Source organism: Flectobacillus longus, from assembly GCF_030056705.1.
GTDB lineage: Bacteria > Bacteroidota > Bacteroidia > Cytophagales > Spirosomataceae > Flectobacillus > Flectobacillus longus.
The window spans coordinates 25,870-48,701 of sequence record NZ_JASHIC010000024.1; the positions used below are offsets into that span (position 1 = coordinate 25,870).

Below are 22,832 nucleotides of genomic sequence, written 5' to 3' on the forward strand. Positions count from 1 at the left end.
TCTGAAAAGATAACCTTTTGGGGAGAATGATGGGGCTCGAACCCACGACCCTCGGTACCACAAACCGATGCTCTAACCGACTGAGCTACACTCTCCGTTTTTTTGGTGATGCAAAATTAGGTATTTTATCAATATTAGGCAATACTTTGAAGCTTTTTTTATTAAAAAAAATCAAAGTATTGCCTAAGTTTTTGATTATCTATGCTTTAGCTGATTGGTATCTAGCTTCAGCAATATTCCAGTCAATTACATTCCAGAATGCGTCGATATAATCTGGGCGTTTGTTTTGGAACTTCAAGTAGTATGCGTGTTCCCAAACGTCTAAGCCGATTACAGGAAAACCCTTAACATCAGCTACGTCCATCAATGGGTTGTCTTGGTTTGGCGTAGAAGAGATAGCGATAGAACCATCTTTTTGAGCTACTAACCAAGCCCAACCTGAACCAAAACGACTGATAGCCGCTTTTTTGAATTCAGCTTTGAACTCATCGAAAGAACCAAATTTAGCATTGATAGCTTCAGCCAATGCACCTACTGGAGCACCACCACCGTTTGGAGAAAGAATGTTCCAGAACAAGTTGTGGTTGAAGTGACCACCGCCGTTGTTACGAACTGCTGGCGAAAGCGTGCTGATAGAAGCCAAAAGTTCTTCCAAAGACTTACCTTCTAATTCTGTACCTGCTACAGCAGCGTTCAAGTTTGTTACGTAAGCATTGTGGTGACGGTCATGGTGAATTTCCATTGTCAAAGCATCAAAATGCGGCTCCAACGCATCGTTAGCGTATGGTAGTGGGTCTAATACGAATGCCATTTTTTTAAGTTAATTAAGTTAATTGAGTTTAAAATATATCTGTCAAGTACTTCTGAAATAGATTGCCTAATTAAAAACTTATATAGGTACTACAATCTATTACTAAGTCGCCTTTGTTTTTGACTATGAGTCTTTATCTAAAAAACTGCCTTCAGCGGCTATAAGTTCCTCTAAGGGTTGTTTATTAAGGAAAATCTAAGAACTGAATGAGCCAATGGTAAGAAGAATATACTACCGTAGTTTTTTGAAAAAGCTTTTGAGCATACTCTCACATACCTCTTGTAACACGCCAGTGATAATTTGTGTTTTGGGATGATAAATTTTTGGACTTACTTTCGAACAGCCTCTTTTATCGTCCATAGCACCAATGACAATTTTTCCTATTTGAGACCAATACAAAGCTCCTCCACACATAATACAAGGTTCGAGTGTCACATACAAAGTACAATCTCGAAGGTATTTTGCTCCGAGTGTATTGGCTGCTGCCGTGAGTGCTAACATTTCAGCATGAGCGGTCACATCCTGTAATAATTCGGTCTGATTATGTGCTTTAGCAATGATGGTGTTTTGACAAACGACCACTGCCCCTACTGGAATTTCCCCTTTTTCCATGGCTATCTCTGCTTGGTAAAGTGCCAATTGCATAAAATACTCATCCGAAAAAAGGGAATTATTCTTTTGCATTAAAACTCTAATTTTTCTTCTTGTTCATACGCCAATCCTTGTGTGGCACGGTTACGAAGGTAAAAATCTACCAAAACTAATGCTGCCATTGCCTCTACAATAGGTACTGCACGAGGTACTACACACGGGTCGTGGCGTCCTTTGCCAGAAACCGTAACGATATTACCTTCTTGGTCAACGCTCGCTTGGTCCTGCATAATGGTTGCTACTGGCTTGAAGGCTGTTCTGAAGTAAATATCAGCACCATTTGAAATACCACCTTGGATACCTCCAGAATGATTGGATTTGGTTTTTACTTGTTCATCTTCGATAAAAAACTCGTCGTTGTGCTCAGAGCCGTACATTTCTACGCCAGCAAAACCACTGCCATATTCAAAGCCTTTTACAGCATTGATACTTAACATGGCTTTACCAAGCTCGGCATGAAGTTTATCAAATACTGGTTCGCCTAAGCCCACAGGTGTGCCTGTTACCACGCAGTCAACAATTCCTCCAATTGAATCTCCTTTTTTACGAGTTTCATCAATATAATCGAACATTTCTTGCGCTAAGGCTGGGTCTGGACAACGAACAGCATTATCTTCTGCCAATGCCAAGTTGAGCTCCTGATAAGATTTTTCTAATTTTAACTTACCTACTTGCGAAACGTAAGCTTTGATATCGATACCAATATTTTTTAATACCAACTTTGCCAAAGCTCCCGCTGCTACACGAGCCACTGTTTCACGAGCAGAACTACGACCTCCACCGCGATAATCACGGACGCCATATTTTGCTTGATAAGTAAAATCAGCATGCGAAGGTCTAAATTGTTGTGCAATATGCGAATAGTCTTTCGAACGTTGGTCACCATTCCAAACCAACATAGCTATTGGTGTACCTGTGGTTTTTCCTTCAAATACACCCGAAACTACCTGAAACTCGTCTGCTTCGCGGCGTTGCGTTGTAATACGTGACTGCCCTGGCTTACGGCGGTCTAACTCACTTTGAATAAATTCAGCATCAAAAGGAATTCCTGCGGGACACCCATCTACCACTACCCCAACTGCTTGTCCGTGCGATTCACCAAAAGTGCTAATTTTAAATAATTTACCGTATGTACTGCTCATTTTTTGAATGATTTGACTCTTGGCAAGGGGTACTTCAAACCGCCAATGAGTCGATGTTATTGTCTGGTTCTTTTGCCTGGTAAAAACAGGTAAATCAATCCTGCAAGCATAATGATAATGATGATATTTGCTTCGTTTTTGAGAAGTCTAATCAAATTACTTGTTCCTTCGGGTGTCGAGATATTCTCTAGTCCATCATAAATTGTCGAATTTTCAGCATTAGGAGTATCTACTGTGCTTATGGTTCGACCTGTAGTATGGATAACCACCTTGGGCTTAAGCGTATCATATTGAGCTGTTGTTGGATTGAAAAATACCCAATTGAAATACTTTGACATTGCAAAGTTACCAGCCTGTTTGGGAATAATATGAAAAGTAAAAGATTTTGTACCAATAATTTTACTGCCTTGTGGCGACACAATCGAGTTAATATCAGGTTGAAAGAAGTCGAATGTACTATCATTTTTTACTTCAGGCAAACGAATTACTGAGATATTTCCATCTCCAATAATTTGAATTTGATAGTCAATAGATTGTCCTGTTTGTGCTTTACTATTACTGATATTTTCTTTTAGAGAAAAGTTGCCAACCGAGACCAGTTGCTTAAGAGGGTGAGTAGGTAAATCTTTGGGTTGTATTGTAAATGCTTTACTCGAAAAGGTTACATAATTACGCTTTTTAGATTCTTTTTCGTCAAAGTCTTTTAGCAGTCGGAGATTTACTACTGGTATGCTTATCTTTTTACTGTTGAGGGGATAAAAAGTTGCTTGATAAAACTTGTATTGAGTGTAGGTTCGTCCATTTAGTTTGACTATCGAGGTTTGTGGTTCGGTAAGCCCAAAACTTTCTTCCCAGCAACTTTCAGGTTTTATTTTTTTTATAATTTCAGGAATTTGAATATCGTTTTTATCAAATTGTATATCAGCGGTATTGCTTTCGGCTACATAAAAAGCCAGTGTTAAAGTGAAATTTTCACCCACATAAGGTGCTAACTTGTTGGTACTTATAGCCAAGAAAGCGTTTTCTTTTACATTTACTAAGTCTTTTTGATTGCCTTCAGCTACTGACTCTAATGTTTCTTCGTTCTCAGTTTCAGAATTCGAGCTGGCTGTAGTTTTATTAACAATCACAATAACTCCTTCGTTTTTGATTTCTACGCCATTAACAAGCACTCTAAACGGTTTTATTTTTAAAGTACCATCTTTTTTAGGTTGATAGTTTTGGGTAATATTATAAGTTACTGTGGGCTGTCCATTGATGACCGAACGGGCAATGGACTTCGAGTACCCACGTTTGGTAAACTCTGTAAACTCGGGAAATTTACATTCAGGAAAAGGCTGGTCAGGACTTGTTTTTACGACTGTTGTTATAGTAAAAAATCCATCCATCGGGATGGTCTTCTCACCCAAAATAAGCATGGGTGCGTTTTCCTGAGCTAAAAGAGAGTAGCTGAATAAAAAACAAAATAATATTGGAATATTGATATATTTATTTGTAAATTTCACCGTTTTTCGTCAATAGATACTATTTTATGAGTTTTGAATGATTTAATGTTTTCAATTCCAGATTTATTCGTTGACGAATATGACACACTAAAAAGAAAACTTTGAGTTTGGGATGAAGAAATGCCTATGTGTCTGAAGTGTTAATTGTTAAGCAATTTACGACTTTTACCTCAAGAAGACACTATTCAAACTTAAATAACCGTTTAACCTAGTAACTTAAAAACCAAGATTATTAAATCTAATTTAAACTATGACAGCTTTAGACTATGTCAAAATGATACTTGAAAAAGTAAGTTTCGACGCAAAGTTATTTGAAAAAGAGCTAAGAAAGGCAATTAAAAACTTAGCCATCGATGAAATTAAGTTCTTGCATGAATGGTGTTTTGAAAGATATGGCAAGACGTACGAAAAGTTAATTACTAAATGCTTTAATCGTTTGAAGAGGAGAATCCCTCTAAGGTTAACGTAGTTTCGATATAATCTGATGGCACAATAAAGAGGCCTGTATCTAAGTATAAAAACTTTGGTACAGGCCTCTTTTATTACGTATATAATATATTCATTAACAAATAGTTATGGAGAAATTTTTTTTGAATATACGAGTTGTATTATTGATATTTATCATTAATTTGCAAGTATGTGGAAAACTCAATGGTTTAAGAAAAGCCCCATTTCTGCATATCCACTACCACTTTGTTTACATAATCCTGTTAGCCTTGCGCAATTGAATTTTACTAAAACAAGCATGTTTCATATCAATCATATATTCCAACATCTCAAGCGTTGAGGTCATTAGTAGAGGTGACTGACAAAATACCTTCGGCTGATGACCATATTATTCACTAAAAATTGAATTAGTTATGGGTCGGAAAGTCTTAGTATTAAATCAAGATTACACAGCATTAGCCGTTTGTTCTATTCCCAAAGCATTTTTGTTAGTGTACCTAAATAAGGCCGATTTGGTGGCCGAATCCGAAAACGAGCAATTACATAGTATTTCTCGGGCTTTTCCTATGCCTTCGGTTATTCGCCTCCATAAGTATATCTATATGCCTTACAAAGGTGTTATTTTGTCTCGTCAAAATATCTTCCGTCGTGACCACAATGTATGTCAGTATTGTGGCTCCAAAGATGACCTTACTCTGGACCACGTTATGCCAAAGTCGCGTGGGGGGCGTACTACATGGGATAATCTTACGACAGCCTGTCGAAGATGTAATTCGAAAAAAGGAGATTTAACACCAGAAGAAGCTAATATGCCACTCAGAAGCAAGCCATTTAAGCCTTCATTTATTATGTTTCTGCGTGATTTGGGTGGAAACCTAGAATCAAGCTGGATTCCGTTTTTGGGAAAAAGAGAGAAGGCAGTATTTTAATTTGAAAATTTGAAGAGGTGATGATTTGAAGATTTGAAAAATAGTATTTGTAGTTGAATACAAGTACAAAAATCCCATAAACAAGTAGCAATCGCATAAAGTGTTGCGTTGTCTTATAAAATCATTTTCAAATCTTCAAATTTCCATATTTTCAAATCAGATTTATTTTTTCTTGTAAAGAGGCACGGTACTACATGGCTCGCCAAACATGAGGCTTTTGACGTGAGGCATGAGCTTTTGAGTAATTTCTACATACGCTGATGTAGGAACAGGTACTTTTGAACAACCTTTTACCACTACTCTTGCATCTGCATAATCCAAAGGATTAATTTTGGCAATAGCGTCATAGTACAGCTTGTCTTCGAGTTGTCTCAAATCACCGTACACTACAGTATTTGCATAAGGACTTAATTTAAGTGATAAGAGCATGTAAGCCCAAGTAGGAACAATGGCATCTTCTGAGCAAATGATAGCTACATTTTTACCTTCATAGATAGACCAATCATGATTTTTGAGAAATTCACGGAAATCTTTTTCTTTCAAAATCATTCCCATAAATAAATTGTCTTTCAGATCATAAATCACTCTTTCGCCTTGATGATAATAATCCTCAAGGTCGAGTGTAACCAACCCACTGCTGGCTACTTTATTGATAATTGGGTCGTCTAATTCCATAAAATAAAACTTAAAATTAATGCTTAATAAATGTTAGACCTTATTTTGGGCATTTTTGGGAGTTGTTCCAACAAAGTCTTTTAAATAGAAAGGCTCAAAACTCACCACATTTTCAAATGCTTGCTCTTGAAAAGCCTTGTAAGCTAGCACACCTACAGTGCGAGCTGACGGATATAGCTCTGTACTTGGAAAATGAGCATTAGAATGTGTAATTTGGCTTTTGCACTTGGTAGCGCCATCTCCAAAAAATACAATAGGCTGTTTTTCTAATAACTCAATAAAAGCGGTTTCGTCAATAATTTTGGCCTCAATTTCACTAATCGTTTCCATTTCAGTATTCCAAATACCACAATACACCTCCATTCTACGAGCGTCAATCATAGGACAAAGTAAAGTATCTGCACTATACAAATCTTTGAGTTGTGTGGCCATTGCTTCGAGGGTATTTACAGAAAGTAAAGGCTTATCTAAAGCAAAAGAAAGGCCTTTGGCAGTAGAAACACCAATACGCAAGCCCGTATAAGAACCTGGACCTTTGGCAACTGCAATGGCATCGAGTTGAGAAAGCTCAAAGCCAGCTTGTTTAACTACATTTTCAACCAATGTAGTCAACATACCTGAATGAGATTTTTCGGTAAATAATTCTGAAAGACCTAAAAGCTTGCCTTCTTTGTGTAATGCTACGGAACAAACTTTGGTCGAAGTATCGATACTAACAATCAGAGACATAATGATTTGAGATTTCGCTTTGCGAATGTTTTTACTTGGGAGTAAGTCAAAAACTGTATGAATTCAATCTCCCACTCTATCTAAACAAAAATGTGCTTGAGAATTGCTCCCCAAGCACACAAATTTACGAAATATTTATAGCCAGAATACTATTTCTTTCCTTTCAAGATATTGTTGTAACGGTTCATGTCGCCAAATAATTTGAGGGCGGCCTGTATTTCTGGGTCTTTAGCAAAAGATTGTTCGCGAGTACCTTTCTGCAAGTAGTAGTGCACTACAATTTCTTGCTCCAAAGCTGTTTTGATTTCATCCTTAAACTTCATCATATCAGCTTCTTTGTTGTGTGAAAGTTTTGTACGTAAAACCTTCAATTGGTCGGCTACAGCGTCATAATACCTTTCTTTTTTAGCTGAAGCTTCAAGTTCGTTCAAGTCCTTTTCAGCCTGAGTGGTATAGTCAAAAGTTTGTGTAGCGGCCCATTTAACAAAATCCTGATATTCGGCATCACTCAAAGAAAATTCTTTAGCAGGCTTAATCGTTGGATGCTCAAAATGGTATTTGATAGCATAATCAAACAAAATCAATCTTCCTGATAATGATTGGGTTACTACCGCAGGAGTTGGTTTTTCGACTTCAACATCAGGCAAAATACCACCACCATCATAAACAGTACGACCACTACGAACGGTTTTGAAAGCCGTCATGAGCGAATCTGGCAATTTTCCTACACTACCATCAGGGTTGCGGTGACTATAGTCAATAGCCTGAATACAACGACCACTCGGGATATAGTATTTGGCAGTAGTTACTTTGAGTTTGGTATTGTAAGGTAAATCACGAGTGATTTGAACCAGACCTTTTCCATAACTTCTTTGTCCAACCAACACTCCACGATCGTAGTCTTGGATAACACCTGCTACGATTTCGGCAGCCGAAGCACTTCTCGAGTTGGTCAACACCGATATAGGCATATCTACATCTACGGCAGCTTTTACCCCCGAATAGGTTTTGTTCCACTCTTCGACTTTTCCTTTGGTCGAAACTATTTCTGAATCTTTTGGTAAGAAAATATTACAAATATCTACCGCCATGTTTAGGAGTCCTCCTGGATTTTCTCTCAAGTCAAGGATGAGTTTTTTCATTCCTTTTTCTTTCAATTCAGCAAATGCCTGACGAACTTCTTTGGCGGCAGTTGTATTAAAATCCTTGAGGTCGATATAGCCCACTTCGTCGTTTATCATACCGTAGTATGTTACGTTCTTCATTTTTACCACATCGCGTGTTACGCTAATATCTTCGAATTTGTTGCTACCGTAGCGTTTTACTGTAAGCTTTACAAGAGTCCCTGTCTGACCTTTGATGAGTTTGCCGGGGTCGATACCTTTTTTATTTAGCTCAATACCATCTACTTTTACGATTTCATCGCCAATACGAAGCCCAGATTTTTCAGCTGGAGTTCCTTCATCGATTGCCATTACGGTGATGCGTCCCGAACGATTGCCCGTTACAATGCCGATACCATTGTATTTGCCCGTAGTCATTGTCATATAGTCCTCAATATCGTCTTCTGCATAGAATACGGTATAAGGGTCAAATGACTTCAACATGGCGTCGATAGACATTTTAATGGTACGATTTGGATTTATTTCATCTACGTAATAGCGATTTAGCTCTTTGAAAAGCGTAGCGTAAATATCAAGGTTTTTGGCAATTTCAAAAAAACGCTCTCCTTGGTCGGTAAATGAAGCAAGAGATAAACTTCCAACAAGAGCAGAAGTCGCCAAAAGGGCTCGGTAAGGTCGTTTTAATTTCATAATAGGATTAATTCAGCTTTCTACACCAATGAGAATATAACGAAGTACAATAATAAAGAGATATGAAATTTATTTATTGCTATTACTTAATTAAAGATTTTAAAGTTATTAGCGCTCTCACAAAGACCTCATTTCAGTTTTAGTTACTGTAGATGTAATTGTAAATTTTTCAATGCTATTTGAATAAATTTTGGATTTGTAAATAAGGTTTTTTTTCTATCACTCCAATTTTCCAATTCTTTTATAATCATTTCTTGAGTATTTACTTTCTTCTCAACAATAATAAAATCAATTGTCGATAGCAATTCTAACCCATACTGAGAATAGAATCCACTCAAAAATGATTTTGTGTTTTCGACAATGGCTTTATAAGTAATATTTTCTGGTTTATTTAAAAACTCCTTTACGTCAGTTTCTGCATCAGGAATTAAACCTAATTCTTCGAAAGGCTTTCTATCTTTAGAGCTATAGCCCATAACATAGCTACCATTCAGATAATACAAAACATGTTTTACTTTTCCAGAATAGGGGCCATAAAAATTAGGTTGAAAGTCTAACTTAAAAATGTCTTTCGCACCAAATCGCTGTAGGAAATAGGCTATTTTTTCGGATGAAAATTCTGAAACAAATTCGCCATTTTTTACTAGTTCATAAAGTACAGAAAGCAACATAGCTCTTGCGGGAGTAAGCTTTACTCTTTCTTTTCTCAGGACTTCTTGAATAGCATTATTGGGTTCATAAATGGTTATATCGCAGTCTAAATCTTTCAAATATTTTTCTAATAGCTGTTTTACCTTATTCCAATCTAATCCACCATTACCTGCACCAAGAGGAGGAATTGCTATTGATTTGATATTATTTTCTTTTATAACTTTTATCAATTCTACTAATCCTGTCTCAATATATTGGTATTCTGAAGGGAGTCGCCAATGAGTTTTTGTAGGAAAGTTAATAATAATCTTTTTTCCTGTTAATAAGGATTCTTCCTCGTTAACTAGTAGCTGGCCAATTTGTATTTCTTTATTTTTACAAGCAGAGGCATACAATTTAAAATTTCTAGGAAACATACTTTTAAATTGTAACGCGATACCTTTACCCATTACACCAACGATGTTAACAGTATTTACTAAAGCGTCTGCTTTACTTTCTAATAAATTGCCAGTTTTGTAGTGTATCATCCCTAAAAATAGTATTCAGTTTTTACATGAACCTTGTTTGTATTGATACCAAGGTTAATTAATATGTTTTTTGCATTTTCATTGTAAGTAAGATACCCTAATATAGCATTATTAGGAACATCACCTAAAACTAAGAACTCTGCTTCTTTTCTTCGCTTTTTATCCAAATCATCTTCATCTTTCCAATATTTGGCTTTAAGGGCATTTCTATCTAATATATTGTCAATATTTTGAATATCAGCGATGGTATATTGGGTACTAAATCTATCTACTGCATGTCCGTCAGTAAATACAAATTCTAAATTTTTATCTAGGATTTTTTGAATAGAACTCACACAATAGATAATTTTTTCTGGAGATATTGGAGCTACCATATTAAAGCCATTTTGAATTACGTAAAGCATAGGTGTTCTTGCCCCAAAATAGAACGGAATATAATCCCCTAATCGTCTGTTATTGTCTAATATAAAGTTGTTTCGCGTAGAAATTAATTGACTATCGCCAATCGCCACAAAATTAGTATTAGCATTTTCTGAAGAAGAATGTGTTAGTCCATTTTGAAGAATATGAGGTATATTATCAATATGGGTCATTCTAAATAAGTAAATCTTATTAAAATCGGGCATTCTATAAAAGTGACCTTTGAGGTTGAATTATTGATTTTGCTTAACGCTTTATGATTAATATAACAAATATTACAAAGGAGTCTCTTTCCGAAAAGATAAATTTACATTTTATGCAAAATACTCTTCATCGACTTTTCGATTTTAGCAAAGTCTTCGATTTTTTTACCAATATACACAAAAGCGATGGATGCTGGTAGAGGGCTGTCCTTTTTTTGAAGCAGGATAGATTTGTTGAGACGATACGCCTCTCTGGTGCGACGTTTGACAAGGTTACGGTCAACGGCATGTTTGAAATAACGCTTAGATACAGAGATAAGCATCTGAGGAGGTGTAAGTTCTGTATTTTCGTTAGATAATTCTTGTAGAAAATAAGAAACACGAAAAGGGTAGAGAAAAACCGATTTGGTGTTTTCACTACCCTTGTCAAAGAGGGAACCAATTACCTTCTTACTAGAAAGTCGTTCAGATTTCTTTAAAGTTGCTTTCATGCAAAGTCTCATGTAAGTGTTTCTGGAATCGCGTTGAGCAACTGTTCACACGATACTTGAAACACGAAACGCAGAAACTTTGTATTATTTACCTCTCTTCTCGTCTGAAACTGTCAATTTGTGTCTTCCTCTTGCACGGCGAGCTGCCAATACACGGCGACCATTTGCAGTTGACATTCTTTCACGGAATCCGTGCTTGTTTTTTCTCTTTCTTACCGATGGTTGAAACGTTCTTTTCATTGCTATTGAAAATTGAAATGCCTTTTACAATATAAACTGACTGATTTTCAGAGATATTTTGAAAAATTATCAAAGGATGTCTGAAGTATCAGTGAAAATTTTCAAAATACAAAAATCTTTTGTCCCGAAATTAGGAGTGCAAAGGTACTTAATTATTTTTTAATTGCAAACTACTTTTGCAAAAGATTCTAAATGCTTGGAGGTTGATTATGAGTTACTTTGGTTTCTTTATGAATAATAGTACCTTGCGACTTTAGCTATATCAATAAAATATGAGATACAAAATTTATGCAGAAAATCCACAAAACCATTTCTTGACTGTAGAATTGGAGGTGGAGAATATTACATCTGACCGCATTAAAATTCAATTACCCGCTTGGCGTCCGGGACGTTATGAGCTACAGAATTTTGCAAAAAATATTCAACAATTCGAAATTTTTGACGAATTGCAAAACCCTGTGGAGTTTCATAAAGTAAACAAAGACCGCTGGAAAGTCTATACCAAAAATATCTCAAAACTAACTATCAGACTTCGTTATTACGCTTATATTCAGCATCCTAATGGCGTTTTTGCCAATGCAGGTAGCTCGTATGTCGACGAAAATACAATGTATGTCAACTTCGTAAACTGTTTGCCTTACGTAAGTGGGCGCATGCACGAGCCTTGTACTGTCGAGCTTGGAATACCCGATAATTATAAAATCGCTTGTGGGATGCCAATAGAAGGGAAAACTTTGTTGGCGCAAGATTACTATCAATTGGTAGACTCTCCAGTATTGGCAAGTCCATATTTACAGTGTCAAACGTATAAGGCAGCGGGTATTCAATTTTATGTTTGGTTTTTGGGAAATTATCAGCCAAACTGGGAGAAAATTCTTTCAGATTTTGCTCGTTTTTCTGAAAAACAAATTGATATCATGGGAGATTTTCCTGAAAAAGACTACCATTTTATCAACTGGATATTGCCTGTAGCCTTCTATCATGGCGTTGAGCATCGTAATTCAACCATGATTGTACTGGGTCCAGATACCGAGGGCGACGGTCTTTATACAGATTTATTAGGAGTAAGTTCACATGAGCTATATCATGCTTGGAATATTTGTAAGATTCGTCCCGTGGAGATGATGCCTTACGATTTTACTAAAGAAAATTATTTTCCTACTGGTTTTGTAGCAGAAGGTGTTACCACGTTTTTGGGTGATATTTTCTTAAAACAGTCAGGTGTATTTTCGTTGGATGCCTATTTGAATGAGTTTACTACGACCATTCGTCGCCATTTTGAACAAGATGGACGTTCGCCAATGTCATTGGTTGAGGCTTCGATGGACTTGTGGCTTGATGGTTATAGCGCTTCGATTCCTAATCGTCGTGTATCGATTTATAACAAGGGAGCGGTTGTTGCCTTTTTATTAGATGGTTTGATTCGTGAAGCAACTCAGCATCAAAAATCTATCCATGATGTAATGCGGTTGATGTGGGAAAAATTTGGAGATTCTGGACTAGGGTATTCTTTATTCGATTATAAACAATTAGCTGAGCAAGTATTTGGAGGTAGTTTGGATACCTATTTTGCAGAATGTATTACTGGAAATATTCCTTTGCAAGAACAAGTACAAGCACGCTTGGCATGGTATGGAATTGAGGCTAGTTTTGACGAAAATCTTCGCCTCACGGTGGGACAAGTAGATAATGATAATGAGAATTTACGTAATTGGTTGGGCTAAAGGCTAGTTGTGATGTAACTTTGCTATCTAGTTTGGTCGAATAAAGACCCATTGCTACTCGAAATATTTAGAAAAATGAAAGATAAAATTAAACAATTAGCTGCATCCATGGCGGGTGAGTTTGTGGCCAATCGTCGTTATTTGCACACAAACCCAGAGCTTTCGTTCCAAGAATTTAATACACAAAAATACGTAGCCGAACAGCTAAAATCGATGGGAATCACTCCTACCGAAATTGCTAACACAGGCTTGGTGGCAACCATCGAAGGTCGTAATCCTGATAAAAAAGTGGTGGCTTTGCGTGCCGATATGGATGCTTTACCGATTGTTGAAGCCAATGATGTACCTTATAAATCACAAAACCCTGGTGTAATGCACGCTTGTGGGCACGATGTGCATACGGCTTCTTTATTGGGGACTTCACGAATTTTGAGTCAACTCAAAAATGATTTTGAAGGAACGGTAAAATTGGTATTTCAACCTGCCGAAGAAAAAGCCCCAGGTGGTGCCAGCATTATGATTGAGCAAGGTGCTTTACAAAATCCTGCTCCTCACAAAATGTTAGGACAGCACGTAGCGCCTAATATTCCTGTTGGGAAAATCGGTTTCCGTGAAGGAATGTATATGGCTTCGGCAGATGAATTATATTTGACTGTAAAAGGAAAAGGCGGGCACGGTGCTATGCCTGAAAACTGTATTGACCCTGTTTTGATTGCTTCGCATATCATTGTGTCGATGCAACAAATCATTTCTCGTAACCGTAATCCTCGTTATCCTTCGGTTTTGACTTTTGGAAAAGTAATTGCCAACGGAGCAACCAACGTTATTCCAAATGAGGTGTATATCGAAGGTACTTTTAGAGCGATGGACGAGCAATGGCGTGCTGAAGGCTTGGAAAAAATCAGAAAGATTGCCGAACTAACTGCCGAAGCTATGGGTGGAACGTGTGAGGTATTTATCCAAAAAGGGTACCCTTTCTTGCAAAACGAACCAGAATTAACACGCCGTATGAAAGGCGCTGCTATTGATTATATGGGACAGGAAAATGTGATTGATTTGGATATTTGGTTGGCTGCTGAAGATTTTGCCTTCTATACACATCATGTAGATGCATGTTTCTACCGTTTAGGAACTCGCAATGAAGAAAGAGGCATTATTTCGGGAGTACATACGCCAACATTTGATATCGATGAAAATGCGCTAGAAATTGGCGCTGGTTTAATGAGCTGGTTGACTGTTCAAGAGTTACAGACTTTGTAAGCTTTAATTTTCTGAAACAGAACTATATGAATATCGGGTAGAGTGCATAACTTTACCCGATATTTTTTTAGATACCCGATACCTAAACATGGATTCTATGAAAAAACTCATACTCTTTAGCTTCATTTTTGGCGTGTTTGCCTGCAAAAGTATTCCCAAAGAACAAGAAATTACCGTTGGTTCAGGAGGTGGATTTGCTAATTTATGGCAGTCTTATACCATTAAACCTTCTGGAGAAATTCTTTATCGAACTAATAAAAGCGACTCGGTAAAGGTTATTCAAAAGCTTACAAAAGCCCAAACTAAAAAAATATTTAGTACCATCAAAGGGCTTCGTCTTGATAGCTTGTCACAGAATGAAACGGGTAATATGAACCATTATCTCGTTTTTTCGGAGGGTAAAAAGTTTTCTTACAAAACCCAATGGACCAATCCCAAGAATGTGAATGATTCTATCAAAACATTTTATCAGTCACTGATGGACAAAATCAAAAATTAGGATTGAAAATAGATAAAAACATTTAAGCAATCTCAACGTATTTATGCTTCCCAAAGACAGATTTTCAACACAAGCCAATTTATATGCCCAGTTTCGCCCGACTTATCCACAGGAACTTTATGATTTTATCTTTCAATATGTGGATAAGTTTGAAAATGCTTGGGATTGTGCCACAGGTAATGGTCAAGTAGCAAGAGTTCTAGCCCAAAAATTTCAGAAAGTCGAGGCTACAGATATTAGTCAAAAGCAGTTAGATAATGCTTTTCAGGCTGACAATATTCATTATCAAATTTCACAAGCTGAAAAAACGCCTTTTACAGAAGCAACTTTTGATTTAATCACAGTCGGACAAGCCATTCACTGGTTTAATTTTGAAGCTTTTTACCAAGAAATCAAACGAATTGCAAAGCCCAATGCGCTATTAGCTTTTTGGGGATATGGCACTTTATTGATAGAAGAAAACCCAACTTTGAATCAAGATTTTCAACATTTTTATCAAGAACAAATAGGTTCGTACTGGGATGGCGAACGTGGTCATATTGATCAAAAGTACAGCACAATTCCTTTTCCTTTTGAGTCCATTCCTACGCCTGAGTTTTCGATGCAATATCTTTGGGATTTTGACCAGTTGGAAGGGTATCTAAACACATGGTCGAGCGTCCAAAGATACATACAGCAAAATGGCAGTAATCCTGTTACGGAGTTTATACAGCAATGCAGAGAGAAATACACGGAGAATTTGACGTTTCAAGTAAGCTTTCCGATATTCTTGATAGCAGGGAAAATTGAGCGATAACATAAAAAGTGCTTGCTTTTATATGTTTGTCTGTGTATCTATAAATACAGCCTTAGACGCCAAATAGTAAGCCTATTGCGTATTAATAATTTTTGTATTCACAATTCATAACTCATAATTCTGCACTATAAATTAAGTCCGTTAATTCTTTGGTATTATGAAAAAAACTTTACTTTTTATGGCCTTGCTAGGATGTATATCTACAGCACAGGCGCAAAAAACTTTCAAGCAAAAATCTAAATCAGGGCAAGGTACAAGTCCAAGTTTACCCATGGTAGATTTTTCGAAAAGTGTAGAACCTTCTTCTTTTTCTCGTTATAATTTTCAGTATTCGAATAGTGTTTTTCGAGAAAATTTGATGGCTAAAAAAGATGGCTTGAGTATTTCGAGAGATGAAAATGGTATGCCATCGTTTATCGTGGGTAAGCCCAAAAATCTTTCTTCTAATACTACTACAAAAGCTGGACGTTCTTCTGAAGCTTCGGCGGCTTACAGCTATTTGTCGGCTGTCCAGAAGTATTTACATTTCAAAAATGTAGAAGAGGAGTTTGATGTTAATCAGATTGAGAATGATAACCTTAATCAAACTCATATCCATGTGCAACAGATGTACAAGGGCATTCCTGTGTATGGGGCTCAAATTATGTTGCATACCAAAGACGATGCCGTGGAGGTGATGAATGGTAAGCTTTTCCCTACACCGAGCTTGGCTTCGACCGAACCTAGTATGGGAACTGAGCAGATTGCGTCGGTGGCTATTCAGGATGTTCAGCAACAAACCAAATTTCGTACTTTGAGTTTTGCCGAAAAAGCTCTGCTGAAATATGAAAAGCCTCAGTCAAAACTTTTTGTTTATCATAAAAACGAATCAGTAAACGACCAACACTTGACTTACGAAGTAGTGGTTCGTCCTAACTTTTTGGAAAGATGGATTTATATGATAGATGCCAATTCGGGCGAAATTTTAGATAAGTATAGCTATACCTGTACACTTGATGGCCCTCAAAAAGCCAATGCTGTTGATTTGAATGGTAAATCTCGTTCCATCAATACCTATTTGGTTGGTTCAAATTACTATATGATCGATGCCTCAAAAAGTATGTACAAAGGCGGAACAATCAATGTCGAAAATCCGCAAGGTGTTTTATGGACGCTCAATGCCGCAGGTTCATCTGTAAATGATGTAACCGTACGTCAGGTATCTTCTACCAACAATACTTGGACAAATACAGAGTCCGTTTCGGCACATTATAATGCTAGCTTGGCGTATGATTATTATGAAAAAACCTTTGGTAGAAAATCTTTAAATGGCAAAGGAGGTAGTATTATTTCCCTAATCAACTTGACTGATGAAGATGGAAAAGCCATGGACAATGCTTTTTGGAATGGCGAATTTATGGGCTATGGTAGAGGAGCCACCATGTTTAAACCATTAGCAGGAGGACTTGACGTAGCTGGACATGAAATGACTCACGGGGTAGTTGAAAATACAGCCAACTTAGTATATCGTGGACAATCAGGTGCGATTAATGAATCGATGGCAGATATCTTTGGAGCCATGATTGACCGTGATGATTGGTTTATGGGCGAAGATGTAGTAAAAGGCTCAAAGCCATTAAGAGATTTATCAAATCCTAATCAAGGAGGTTCAAGCTTGCGAGATGATGGTTTTCAGCCTGCTAGCATGAATCAATATTATACAGGTTCGGAAGATAATTATGGAGTGCATATCAACTCTGGTATCGTAAATTATGCGTATTATCGTTTTGCGACTTCTATTAATTCTAAGGAAAAAGCTGAAGCAGTGTATTATCGTACCTTAACGAAATACTTGACCAGTAGCTCAAAGTTCCTTGATTTGCGTCGTGCTGTGATTCAGTCGGCTACAGATTTGTATGGAACAAATAGTGCTGAAGCAAATGCTGCCAAAAGTGCTTTCGATGCAGTTGGTATTACCGACTCGAATCCACCAAATACAACGCCAAATACAGGAACTACCACACCAGTACCAGCACCATCCAATGATGTTCCAACTAAAAAGGGCTCGTCCTTTATCTTGAGTTACGACCCTAAAGACAAATCATTGTATGTTTTGGACACGGTTGTAAATACTAGTACGTATGTTTTGATTGCCAAAAATATTGAGCTAAAAAACAAACCAAGTGTTACCGATGATGGCAAATATGCCTATTTCGTAAAACAAGACAATGGTATCTATCGCATTGATTTAAGTACGGTAAAAACATTTTCTCCTAACGACCAAAGCTCAACTATCAAGCAAGAACTTATTTCTGCTGCGGGTTGGGATAATGTGGCGGTTTCGAAAGATGGTAAGCGCTTAGCCGCTATCACGACCAAAGTCGATACCAGTATTTATGTTTATGACCTAAGTGCCTCAGGAAGCTCTATTCCTGGGCGTAAGTTCAGATTATATAATCCAACCTATTCGGGTGTAAAAACAGGTCAAGTACTTTATGCAGACTCATTTGAGTGGGATTATGATGGCGAAAATTTAGTTTACGACGCCTTTAACCAGTACAAAACTGCTACTAATTCTAAAATTGAATATTGGGATGTAGGTTTTATCAATGTTTGGAGTAATCAAAAAAATACTTTTGGGACAGGTATTGTCAATAAACTCATTAATGATTTGGTCGAGGGAGAAAACGTTGGTAGTCCTGCTTTCTCTAAAAACTCTACCAATATGTTAGCTTTTGATTATTTCTATTCAGATAGTCAAAGTGATGATTATGCCGTTTTAGGAGTCAACTTATCTCGTCCTTCTGATTTACAAATTACAGCCATCAATAATACCATTGGTTATCCAGAATTCTCAAGAAGCGATGATTATGTGATTTTTAATGCCCTAGATGCTAAAACGGGACAAGAGAATACGGATATTATTCAATTAGACAAAAACGATAAACGTGTAGGTATTGCTTCTACGCAAAAGACTTTAACTCAAGAATCCTCTTTTGCCGTTTGGTACACAAATGTGGCTCGTACTTTACCTCAAAAGAAATCTCAGGCTTTAACTATTACCAAAGTTCCAGATAAAACGGTTGGCGACGCAGCCTTTACTATTACAGCAAGCTCAAATTCAGGATTAAGTGTGATAACGTCTGTACTAGGAGGACCTGCTTCTATTTCTAGTAATAGAATTACGTTAAACGGAACAGCAGGACGTGTACGCTATGGAGCTTATCAGGATGGTAATACGCAGTATTATGCCGTTTCCCAGATAGACTCATTCTGTGTCAATCCTGCAAAACCTACCATTTCAGTTGTGAAAAAGACTGATGCTAACGGTGATTATTGGGAATATACCTCAAGTGCTACCACTGGAAACGTATGGTACAGAAATGGCACAGTTTTGAGCGATCAAATAGGACTTCGCTCAATTGCAGTGACTTCGGGTTCTAGTTTTACGGTACAGGTCGTAACAACTGATGGTTGTAAAAGCGTGATGTCGGATGCTCGTCAGGATGCTCCAATCGGTAAAGTTTTAGGTTTTGAACCACTGGATAGCAAAGGCGTTATTGTTTCGCCGAATCCAATACAAGATATGACCAAAGTGCAAGTTGGCACTCAAAACAGAATTGAGTCCATCCATGTCATAAATGTTGAGGGAAATATTTTACAGACGATAGAAGGCAACAAACAAAGTGAACAATTGATTAATCTTCAATCGCTTCCAGCAGGTAATTATATCTTGGATATAAAAACTAAAGAAGGTAATGGAAGACAAAAAGTAATCAAATTGTAGTCACAGAACACTTCTATTTTGTTAAATAGCGTTGCCGTACAAAGGCGTTAGGATACATTCATCCTAACGCCTTTTGTTTTTTAGAAGTACTAGGTTAGTTTTACAAAAAAGGGAACAGGCATCAGGCAAAAAGGCAAGAGTGTTTTTCGTAGTAATTCATACTATTGCCTCCTTGCCTGATGCCTGACCCCTCAAAAACTCATTTCATCATCTTATTTCAAACCTGAAATTATGTTAAAAACTACTTTATTCTCGCTTGCAGCGGGATTAGTATCTCAGGCGATTGTAGCACAAAATAGTGAAACCTATTTTGCATCTTTCCCTTCAATCAGCCCCGATGCTCAAACTCTTGTGTATTGTTTTGAAGGAGATATTTGGAAAGCTGACCTCAATACCAAAGTCTCAACTCGGCTCACAGCTATGCGAGGTACAGAAAGTCGTCCAAAAATCTCTCCTGATGGTAAATGGTTGGCTTTTACAGGCTCACAGTATGGTAATCCAGATGTTTATGTAATGCCTCTCGAAGGTGGTGCTATTCGCCAGTTAACTTTTCATGATACTCAAGACTACGTGGAATCTTGGTCGTGGGATTCAAAAAGTATTTATCTGAGTTCGGGGGCACAAAATGATGGAACAGCCTATAAGCTCGATCTTAGTGGAGGTACTCCTGTACGCTTATTTTCTCACTTTTTCAATCGTATCCACAACGTAGCCGAACACCCAACTACGGGTGAAATATTCTTCAATGATACTTGGGAAAGTGATAACCAAAGTTCTCGTAAAAGCTATAAAGGGGCGTTTAACCCAGATATTCAATCATATAATCCCAAAACTAAGGCCTATAAGCGCTATACCAATTATATTGGTAAAGACCTTTGGGCAAGCATCGACCGTAGTGGCAATGTCTATTTCGCTTCGGACGAAGCCAATGGTCAATACAATTTGTACACTTTCCAGAATGGACAAAAAGTTGCTTTGACGCAATTTCCAGAGGCGATAAAACGCCCACAAGTGAGTGCTAATGGACAGAAGGTCGTTTTTGAAAAAGAATACCAATTATATGTGTATGACGTTGCAAGTAAGACTTCTCAAAAAATTAACCCTAATCCACTACGCAACTATGTTTTGCCACACGAACAAGACTTTAAGGTAAGTGGTAATATCGCTGGGTTTGATGTGTCGACAGATGGCAAAAAGTTAGCTTATTCATCAAGAGGAGCCTTATTTGTTTCGGATGTTGAAGGCAAATATATTGCCCAAATTCCAACCGATACTCGCAATCGTGTTGTGGAAGTAAAATGGCTTTCAGACAATAAAACCCTGCTTTTTTCACAAACTACCGAAAAAGGTTACTACAACCTTTTCACTATTGCAGCAGATGGTAAAGGCAAGGCCAAACAACTAACTTCTGACGAGCAAAATAACCGTAATATCACCTTCAATAAGGAGAAAACTCAGGCTGTATATATTAGTGGTAAAAATGAAATTCGTGTACTAGACCTCAAAACACTTGCCTCGAATACGGTCGTTAAAGAAGAACTTTGGGCGCTATACAATCCTAAACCCTATTTTTCGCCTAATGGTGAATATGTTATGTTTTCGGCCTATCGCAATTTTGAACAAGATATTTTCTTGTATCATTTGGCCGATAAAAAGCTGATTAATCTCACCAACACGGGTATTACCGAAACCAATCCATATTGGTCACCCGATAGCAAATATATCTATTTCGAGTCTGACCGTACCAAAGCTAGTTATCCTTTTGGCTTGACCAACGGGCGTATTTATCGTATTGCCTTGAGCAAAATAGATACTCCTTTCAAATCTGATAAGTTTAATGACTTATTTAAGGAAGAAAAGAAAGAAGAGAAAAAGGACGAGAAAAAAGAAGAACCTAAAGACGCAAAGGCTAAAGGCAAAAAAGAACCAGAGAAAAAAACAGAACCAGCTCCAGCGCCTAAAATCGTGCCTATTGTGATTAATATGGAAGGATTAATGCAGCGATTCGAGCAAATTAGTCCTGATTTTGGTTCTGCCGAAAGCCCTGTTGTTTTCCAGAAAGATGATAAAACTTCGGTACTTTTTGTTTCAAATCATGAAGGAGGAAATGGCGCATTATACAAAACAACTATAGCTCCTTTCGCCAAAAACAAAACTGAAAAAGTAGAAGGTGCTACCGTTTACGATTATGAAGTTGCTGTGGCTGATGGTAAATACTTCGCATTGGTTGGTGGAAATATCTATAAACTCAATCTCGATGGAAACAAGCTTGACAAAATTGACTTGAATTTTACTTTCCGTAAAAACTTAGCCAATGAGTTTCAACAAATGTTCTATGAAGCTTGGGCGGGTGTACAAGAGAATTTTTATGATGAAAAATTCAATGGTTTAGATTGGGTAAAAACAAGAGAGAAATATGCAAAGTTTTTACCTACTATCAACAATAGAGCAGATTTGCGTACTTTGTTGATGGATATGTTAGGTGAGCTAAATGCTTCACACCTAGGATTTTCGACTGATGGTGACGAAGATGCCACTTTCTACAAAGCAGTTTCTCAGAATGTAGGTATTGTTTTCGAAAACGAAAACCCTTATGTGGTAAAATACGTAATCAAAAACTCTATTTCGGACAAAGCAGATAAAGATATTCGTCCAGGCGATAAATTAGTTAAAGTAAATACGGATAGCATTGACGCCAGTGTTAATCGTGATTTCTATTTCTCAAAACCATCTTTGGATGACGAAATTAGTTTGACATTTGAGCGTAGTGGAAAAACATTTACGACCAAAGTACATCCACAACGTAGTTATGCCCAGATTCGTGGTTTGTATGACGAGTGGATTGATCAAAATCAAGAGTATGTCGACAGCAAATCGAATAAGCGCATTGCTTATGTTCACATGAGCGACATGGGACGTGGTGAGTTTGAAAAGTTTATGATAGATGTTACTTCAGAAGCCTATAACCGTGAAGGTTTGATTTTTGATATTCGTAACAATAGAGGAGGAAATGTACACGATTTGGTCTTGAATTTCTTATCGCAACGTGCCTATTTGAAGTGGAAATATCGCGAAGGGCAGTTTACTATCCAACCAAATTTCAATCCTGCCGATAAACCGATCGTTTTGTTAATCAACGAACAATCTCTGAGTGATGCCGAAATGACAGCACAAGGCTTTAAGCAGTTGAAGCTTGGCAAAATCATTGGTACAGAAACCTATCGTTGGATTATTTTTACTTCAGGTAAAGGTTTGGTAGATGGTTCATTTTATCGTTTACCATCATGGGGATGCTATACTTTAGATGGCAAAGATTTGGAAAAAGAAGGCGTAAGCCCAGATATTTCGATTCCTCAAACGTTTACTGACCGTCTTGAAAACAAAGATCCTCAATTAGATAAAGCCATTGAAGAGATTTTGAAATCATTGAAATAGTGGACATGTATTTTGGAATGCTTAGATACAATTTCCAAAATACATCAATGCTTAGCGTCTCAAAGAGATGTCATGTTGAAACGTAGTATCCAAAAAGGCGGTCGAAATTAGTTTTCC

At 37.3% G+C, this 22,832-nt stretch carries 18 protein-coding genes and 1 tRNA gene; 7 read left to right on the plus strand and 12 right to left on the minus strand.

All coding sequences use genetic code 11. The annotated features are described in order from the left end of the window. Nucleotides 1-18 precede the first annotated feature (18 nt). From QM491_RS17735 to QM491_RS17755, 5 genes are all read right to left on the minus strand, one after another. Nucleotides 19-95 (minus strand) — tRNA-His (locus QM491_RS17735). Between the two features lie 104 nt (nt 96-199). Further along, nucleotides 200-811, minus strand: a complete 612-nt coding sequence (locus QM491_RS17740) for a superoxide dismutase (protein WP_166552624.1) — start codon at nt 809-811, stop codon at nt 200-202. A 231-nt stretch (nt 812-1,042) separates the two neighbouring features. Continuing rightward, nucleotides 1,043-1,495 carry a nucleoside deaminase gene (locus QM491_RS17745; RefSeq protein ID WP_283328906.1) on the minus strand — a complete coding sequence of 151 codons (453 nt, stop codon included), beginning with the start codon at nt 1,493-1,495 and terminating at the stop codon, nt 1,043-1,045. Then, nucleotides 1,495-2,604, minus strand: a complete 1,110-nt coding sequence (gene aroC, locus QM491_RS17750) for a chorismate synthase (RefSeq protein WP_283328907.1) — start codon at nt 2,602-2,604, stop codon at nt 1,495-1,497. Before aroC ends, QM491_RS17745 begins: the two co-directional genes overlap by 1 nt. Nucleotides 2,605-2,660: 56 nt before the next feature. Further along, a complete protein-coding gene (locus tag QM491_RS17755) occupies nt 2,661-4,022 on the minus strand; it encodes a BatD family protein (protein WP_283328908.1) in 1,362 nt (453 codons plus the stop codon). A gap of 947 nt (nt 4,023-4,969) precedes the next feature. Between QM491_RS17755 and QM491_RS17765 the strand changes: the two genes are divergently transcribed. Next, on the plus strand, nt 4,970-5,485 hold the full coding sequence (locus QM491_RS17765; RefSeq protein WP_283328909.1) for an HNH endonuclease: 516 nt from the start codon (nt 4,970-4,972) through the stop codon (nt 5,483-5,485). 162 nt (nt 5,486-5,647) lie between these two features. Here the strand turns inward: QM491_RS17765 and QM491_RS17770 are convergent, their stop codons facing one another. The 7 genes from QM491_RS17770 to rpmH all read right to left on the minus strand — a co-directional run bounded on the left by QM491_RS17770 (nt 5,648) and on the right by rpmH (nt 11,235). Next, complete coding sequence (locus QM491_RS17770; protein WP_283328910.1) at nt 5,648-6,160, minus strand: DUF2480 family protein; 513 nt, start codon at nt 6,158-6,160, stop codon at nt 5,648-5,650. A 33-nt stretch (nt 6,161-6,193) separates the two neighbouring features. Further along, complete coding sequence (tsaB, locus tag QM491_RS17775; protein ID WP_283328911.1) at nt 6,194-6,889, minus strand: tRNA (adenosine(37)-N6)-threonylcarbamoyltransferase complex dimerization subunit type 1 TsaB; 696 nt, start codon at nt 6,887-6,889, stop codon at nt 6,194-6,196. Between the two features lie 149 nt (nt 6,890-7,038). Beyond that, nucleotides 7,039-8,703 carry a S41 family peptidase gene (locus QM491_RS17780; RefSeq protein ID WP_283328912.1) on the minus strand — a complete coding sequence of 555 codons (1,665 nt, stop codon included), beginning with the start codon at nt 8,701-8,703 and terminating at the stop codon, nt 7,039-7,041. 143 nt (nt 8,704-8,846) lie between these two features. Beyond that, nucleotides 8,847-9,881 carry a type II toxin-antitoxin system antitoxin DNA ADP-ribosyl glycohydrolase DarG gene (gene darG / locus QM491_RS17785; RefSeq protein ID WP_283328913.1) on the minus strand — a complete coding sequence of 345 codons (1,035 nt, stop codon included), beginning with the start codon at nt 9,879-9,881 and terminating at the stop codon, nt 8,847-8,849. A 2-nt stretch (nt 9,882-9,883) separates the two neighbouring features. Beyond that, nucleotides 9,884-10,474 (minus strand): type II toxin-antitoxin system toxin DNA ADP-ribosyl transferase DarT, encoded by a 591-nt coding sequence (gene darT, locus QM491_RS17790; protein WP_283328914.1) that lies wholly within the window; start codon nt 10,472-10,474, stop codon nt 9,884-9,886. Nucleotides 10,475-10,608: 134 nt separating this feature from the next. After that, complete coding sequence (gene rnpA / locus QM491_RS17795; protein WP_283328915.1) at nt 10,609-10,995, minus strand: ribonuclease P protein component; 387 nt, start codon at nt 10,993-10,995, stop codon at nt 10,609-10,611. Nucleotides 10,996-11,079: 84 nt separating this feature from the next. Next, nucleotides 11,080-11,235, minus strand: a complete 156-nt coding sequence (gene rpmH / locus QM491_RS17800; protein WP_095161102.1) for a 50S ribosomal protein L34 — start codon at nt 11,233-11,235, stop codon at nt 11,080-11,082. A gap of 272 nt (nt 11,236-11,507) precedes the next feature. On the opposite strand from rpmH, the gene QM491_RS17805 reads away from it, so the two are divergent. From QM491_RS17805 to QM491_RS17830, 6 genes are all read left to right on the plus strand, one after another. Next, on the plus strand, nt 11,508-12,959 hold the full coding sequence (locus tag QM491_RS17805; protein ID WP_283328916.1) for a M61 family metallopeptidase: 1,452 nt from the start codon (nt 11,508-11,510) through the stop codon (nt 12,957-12,959). Nucleotides 12,960-13,034: 75 nt separating this feature from the next. Beyond that, nucleotides 13,035-14,219 (plus strand): M20 metallopeptidase family protein, encoded by a 1,185-nt coding sequence (locus QM491_RS17810; RefSeq protein ID WP_166552613.1) that lies wholly within the window; start codon nt 13,035-13,037, stop codon nt 14,217-14,219. Between the two features lie 97 nt (nt 14,220-14,316). Then, a complete protein-coding gene (locus tag QM491_RS17815; RefSeq protein WP_283328917.1) occupies nt 14,317-14,718 on the plus strand; it encodes a hypothetical protein in 402 nt (133 codons plus the stop codon). A 43-nt stretch (nt 14,719-14,761) separates the two neighbouring features. Continuing rightward, a complete protein-coding gene (locus tag QM491_RS17820) occupies nt 14,762-15,514 on the plus strand; it encodes a class I SAM-dependent methyltransferase (RefSeq protein WP_283328918.1) in 753 nt (250 codons plus the stop codon). Between the two features lie 157 nt (nt 15,515-15,671). Next, the gene (locus tag QM491_RS17825) at nt 15,672-19,280 is read left to right on the plus strand and encodes a M4 family metallopeptidase (RefSeq protein WP_283328919.1); all 3,609 of its coding nucleotides are present in this window, start codon (nt 15,672-15,674) and stop codon (nt 19,278-19,280) included. A 231-nt stretch (nt 19,281-19,511) separates the two neighbouring features. Further along, nucleotides 19,512-22,715, plus strand: a complete 3,204-nt coding sequence (locus QM491_RS17830; protein ID WP_283328920.1) for a S41 family peptidase — start codon at nt 19,512-19,514, stop codon at nt 22,713-22,715. Nucleotides 22,716-22,832: the final 117 nt, after the last annotated feature.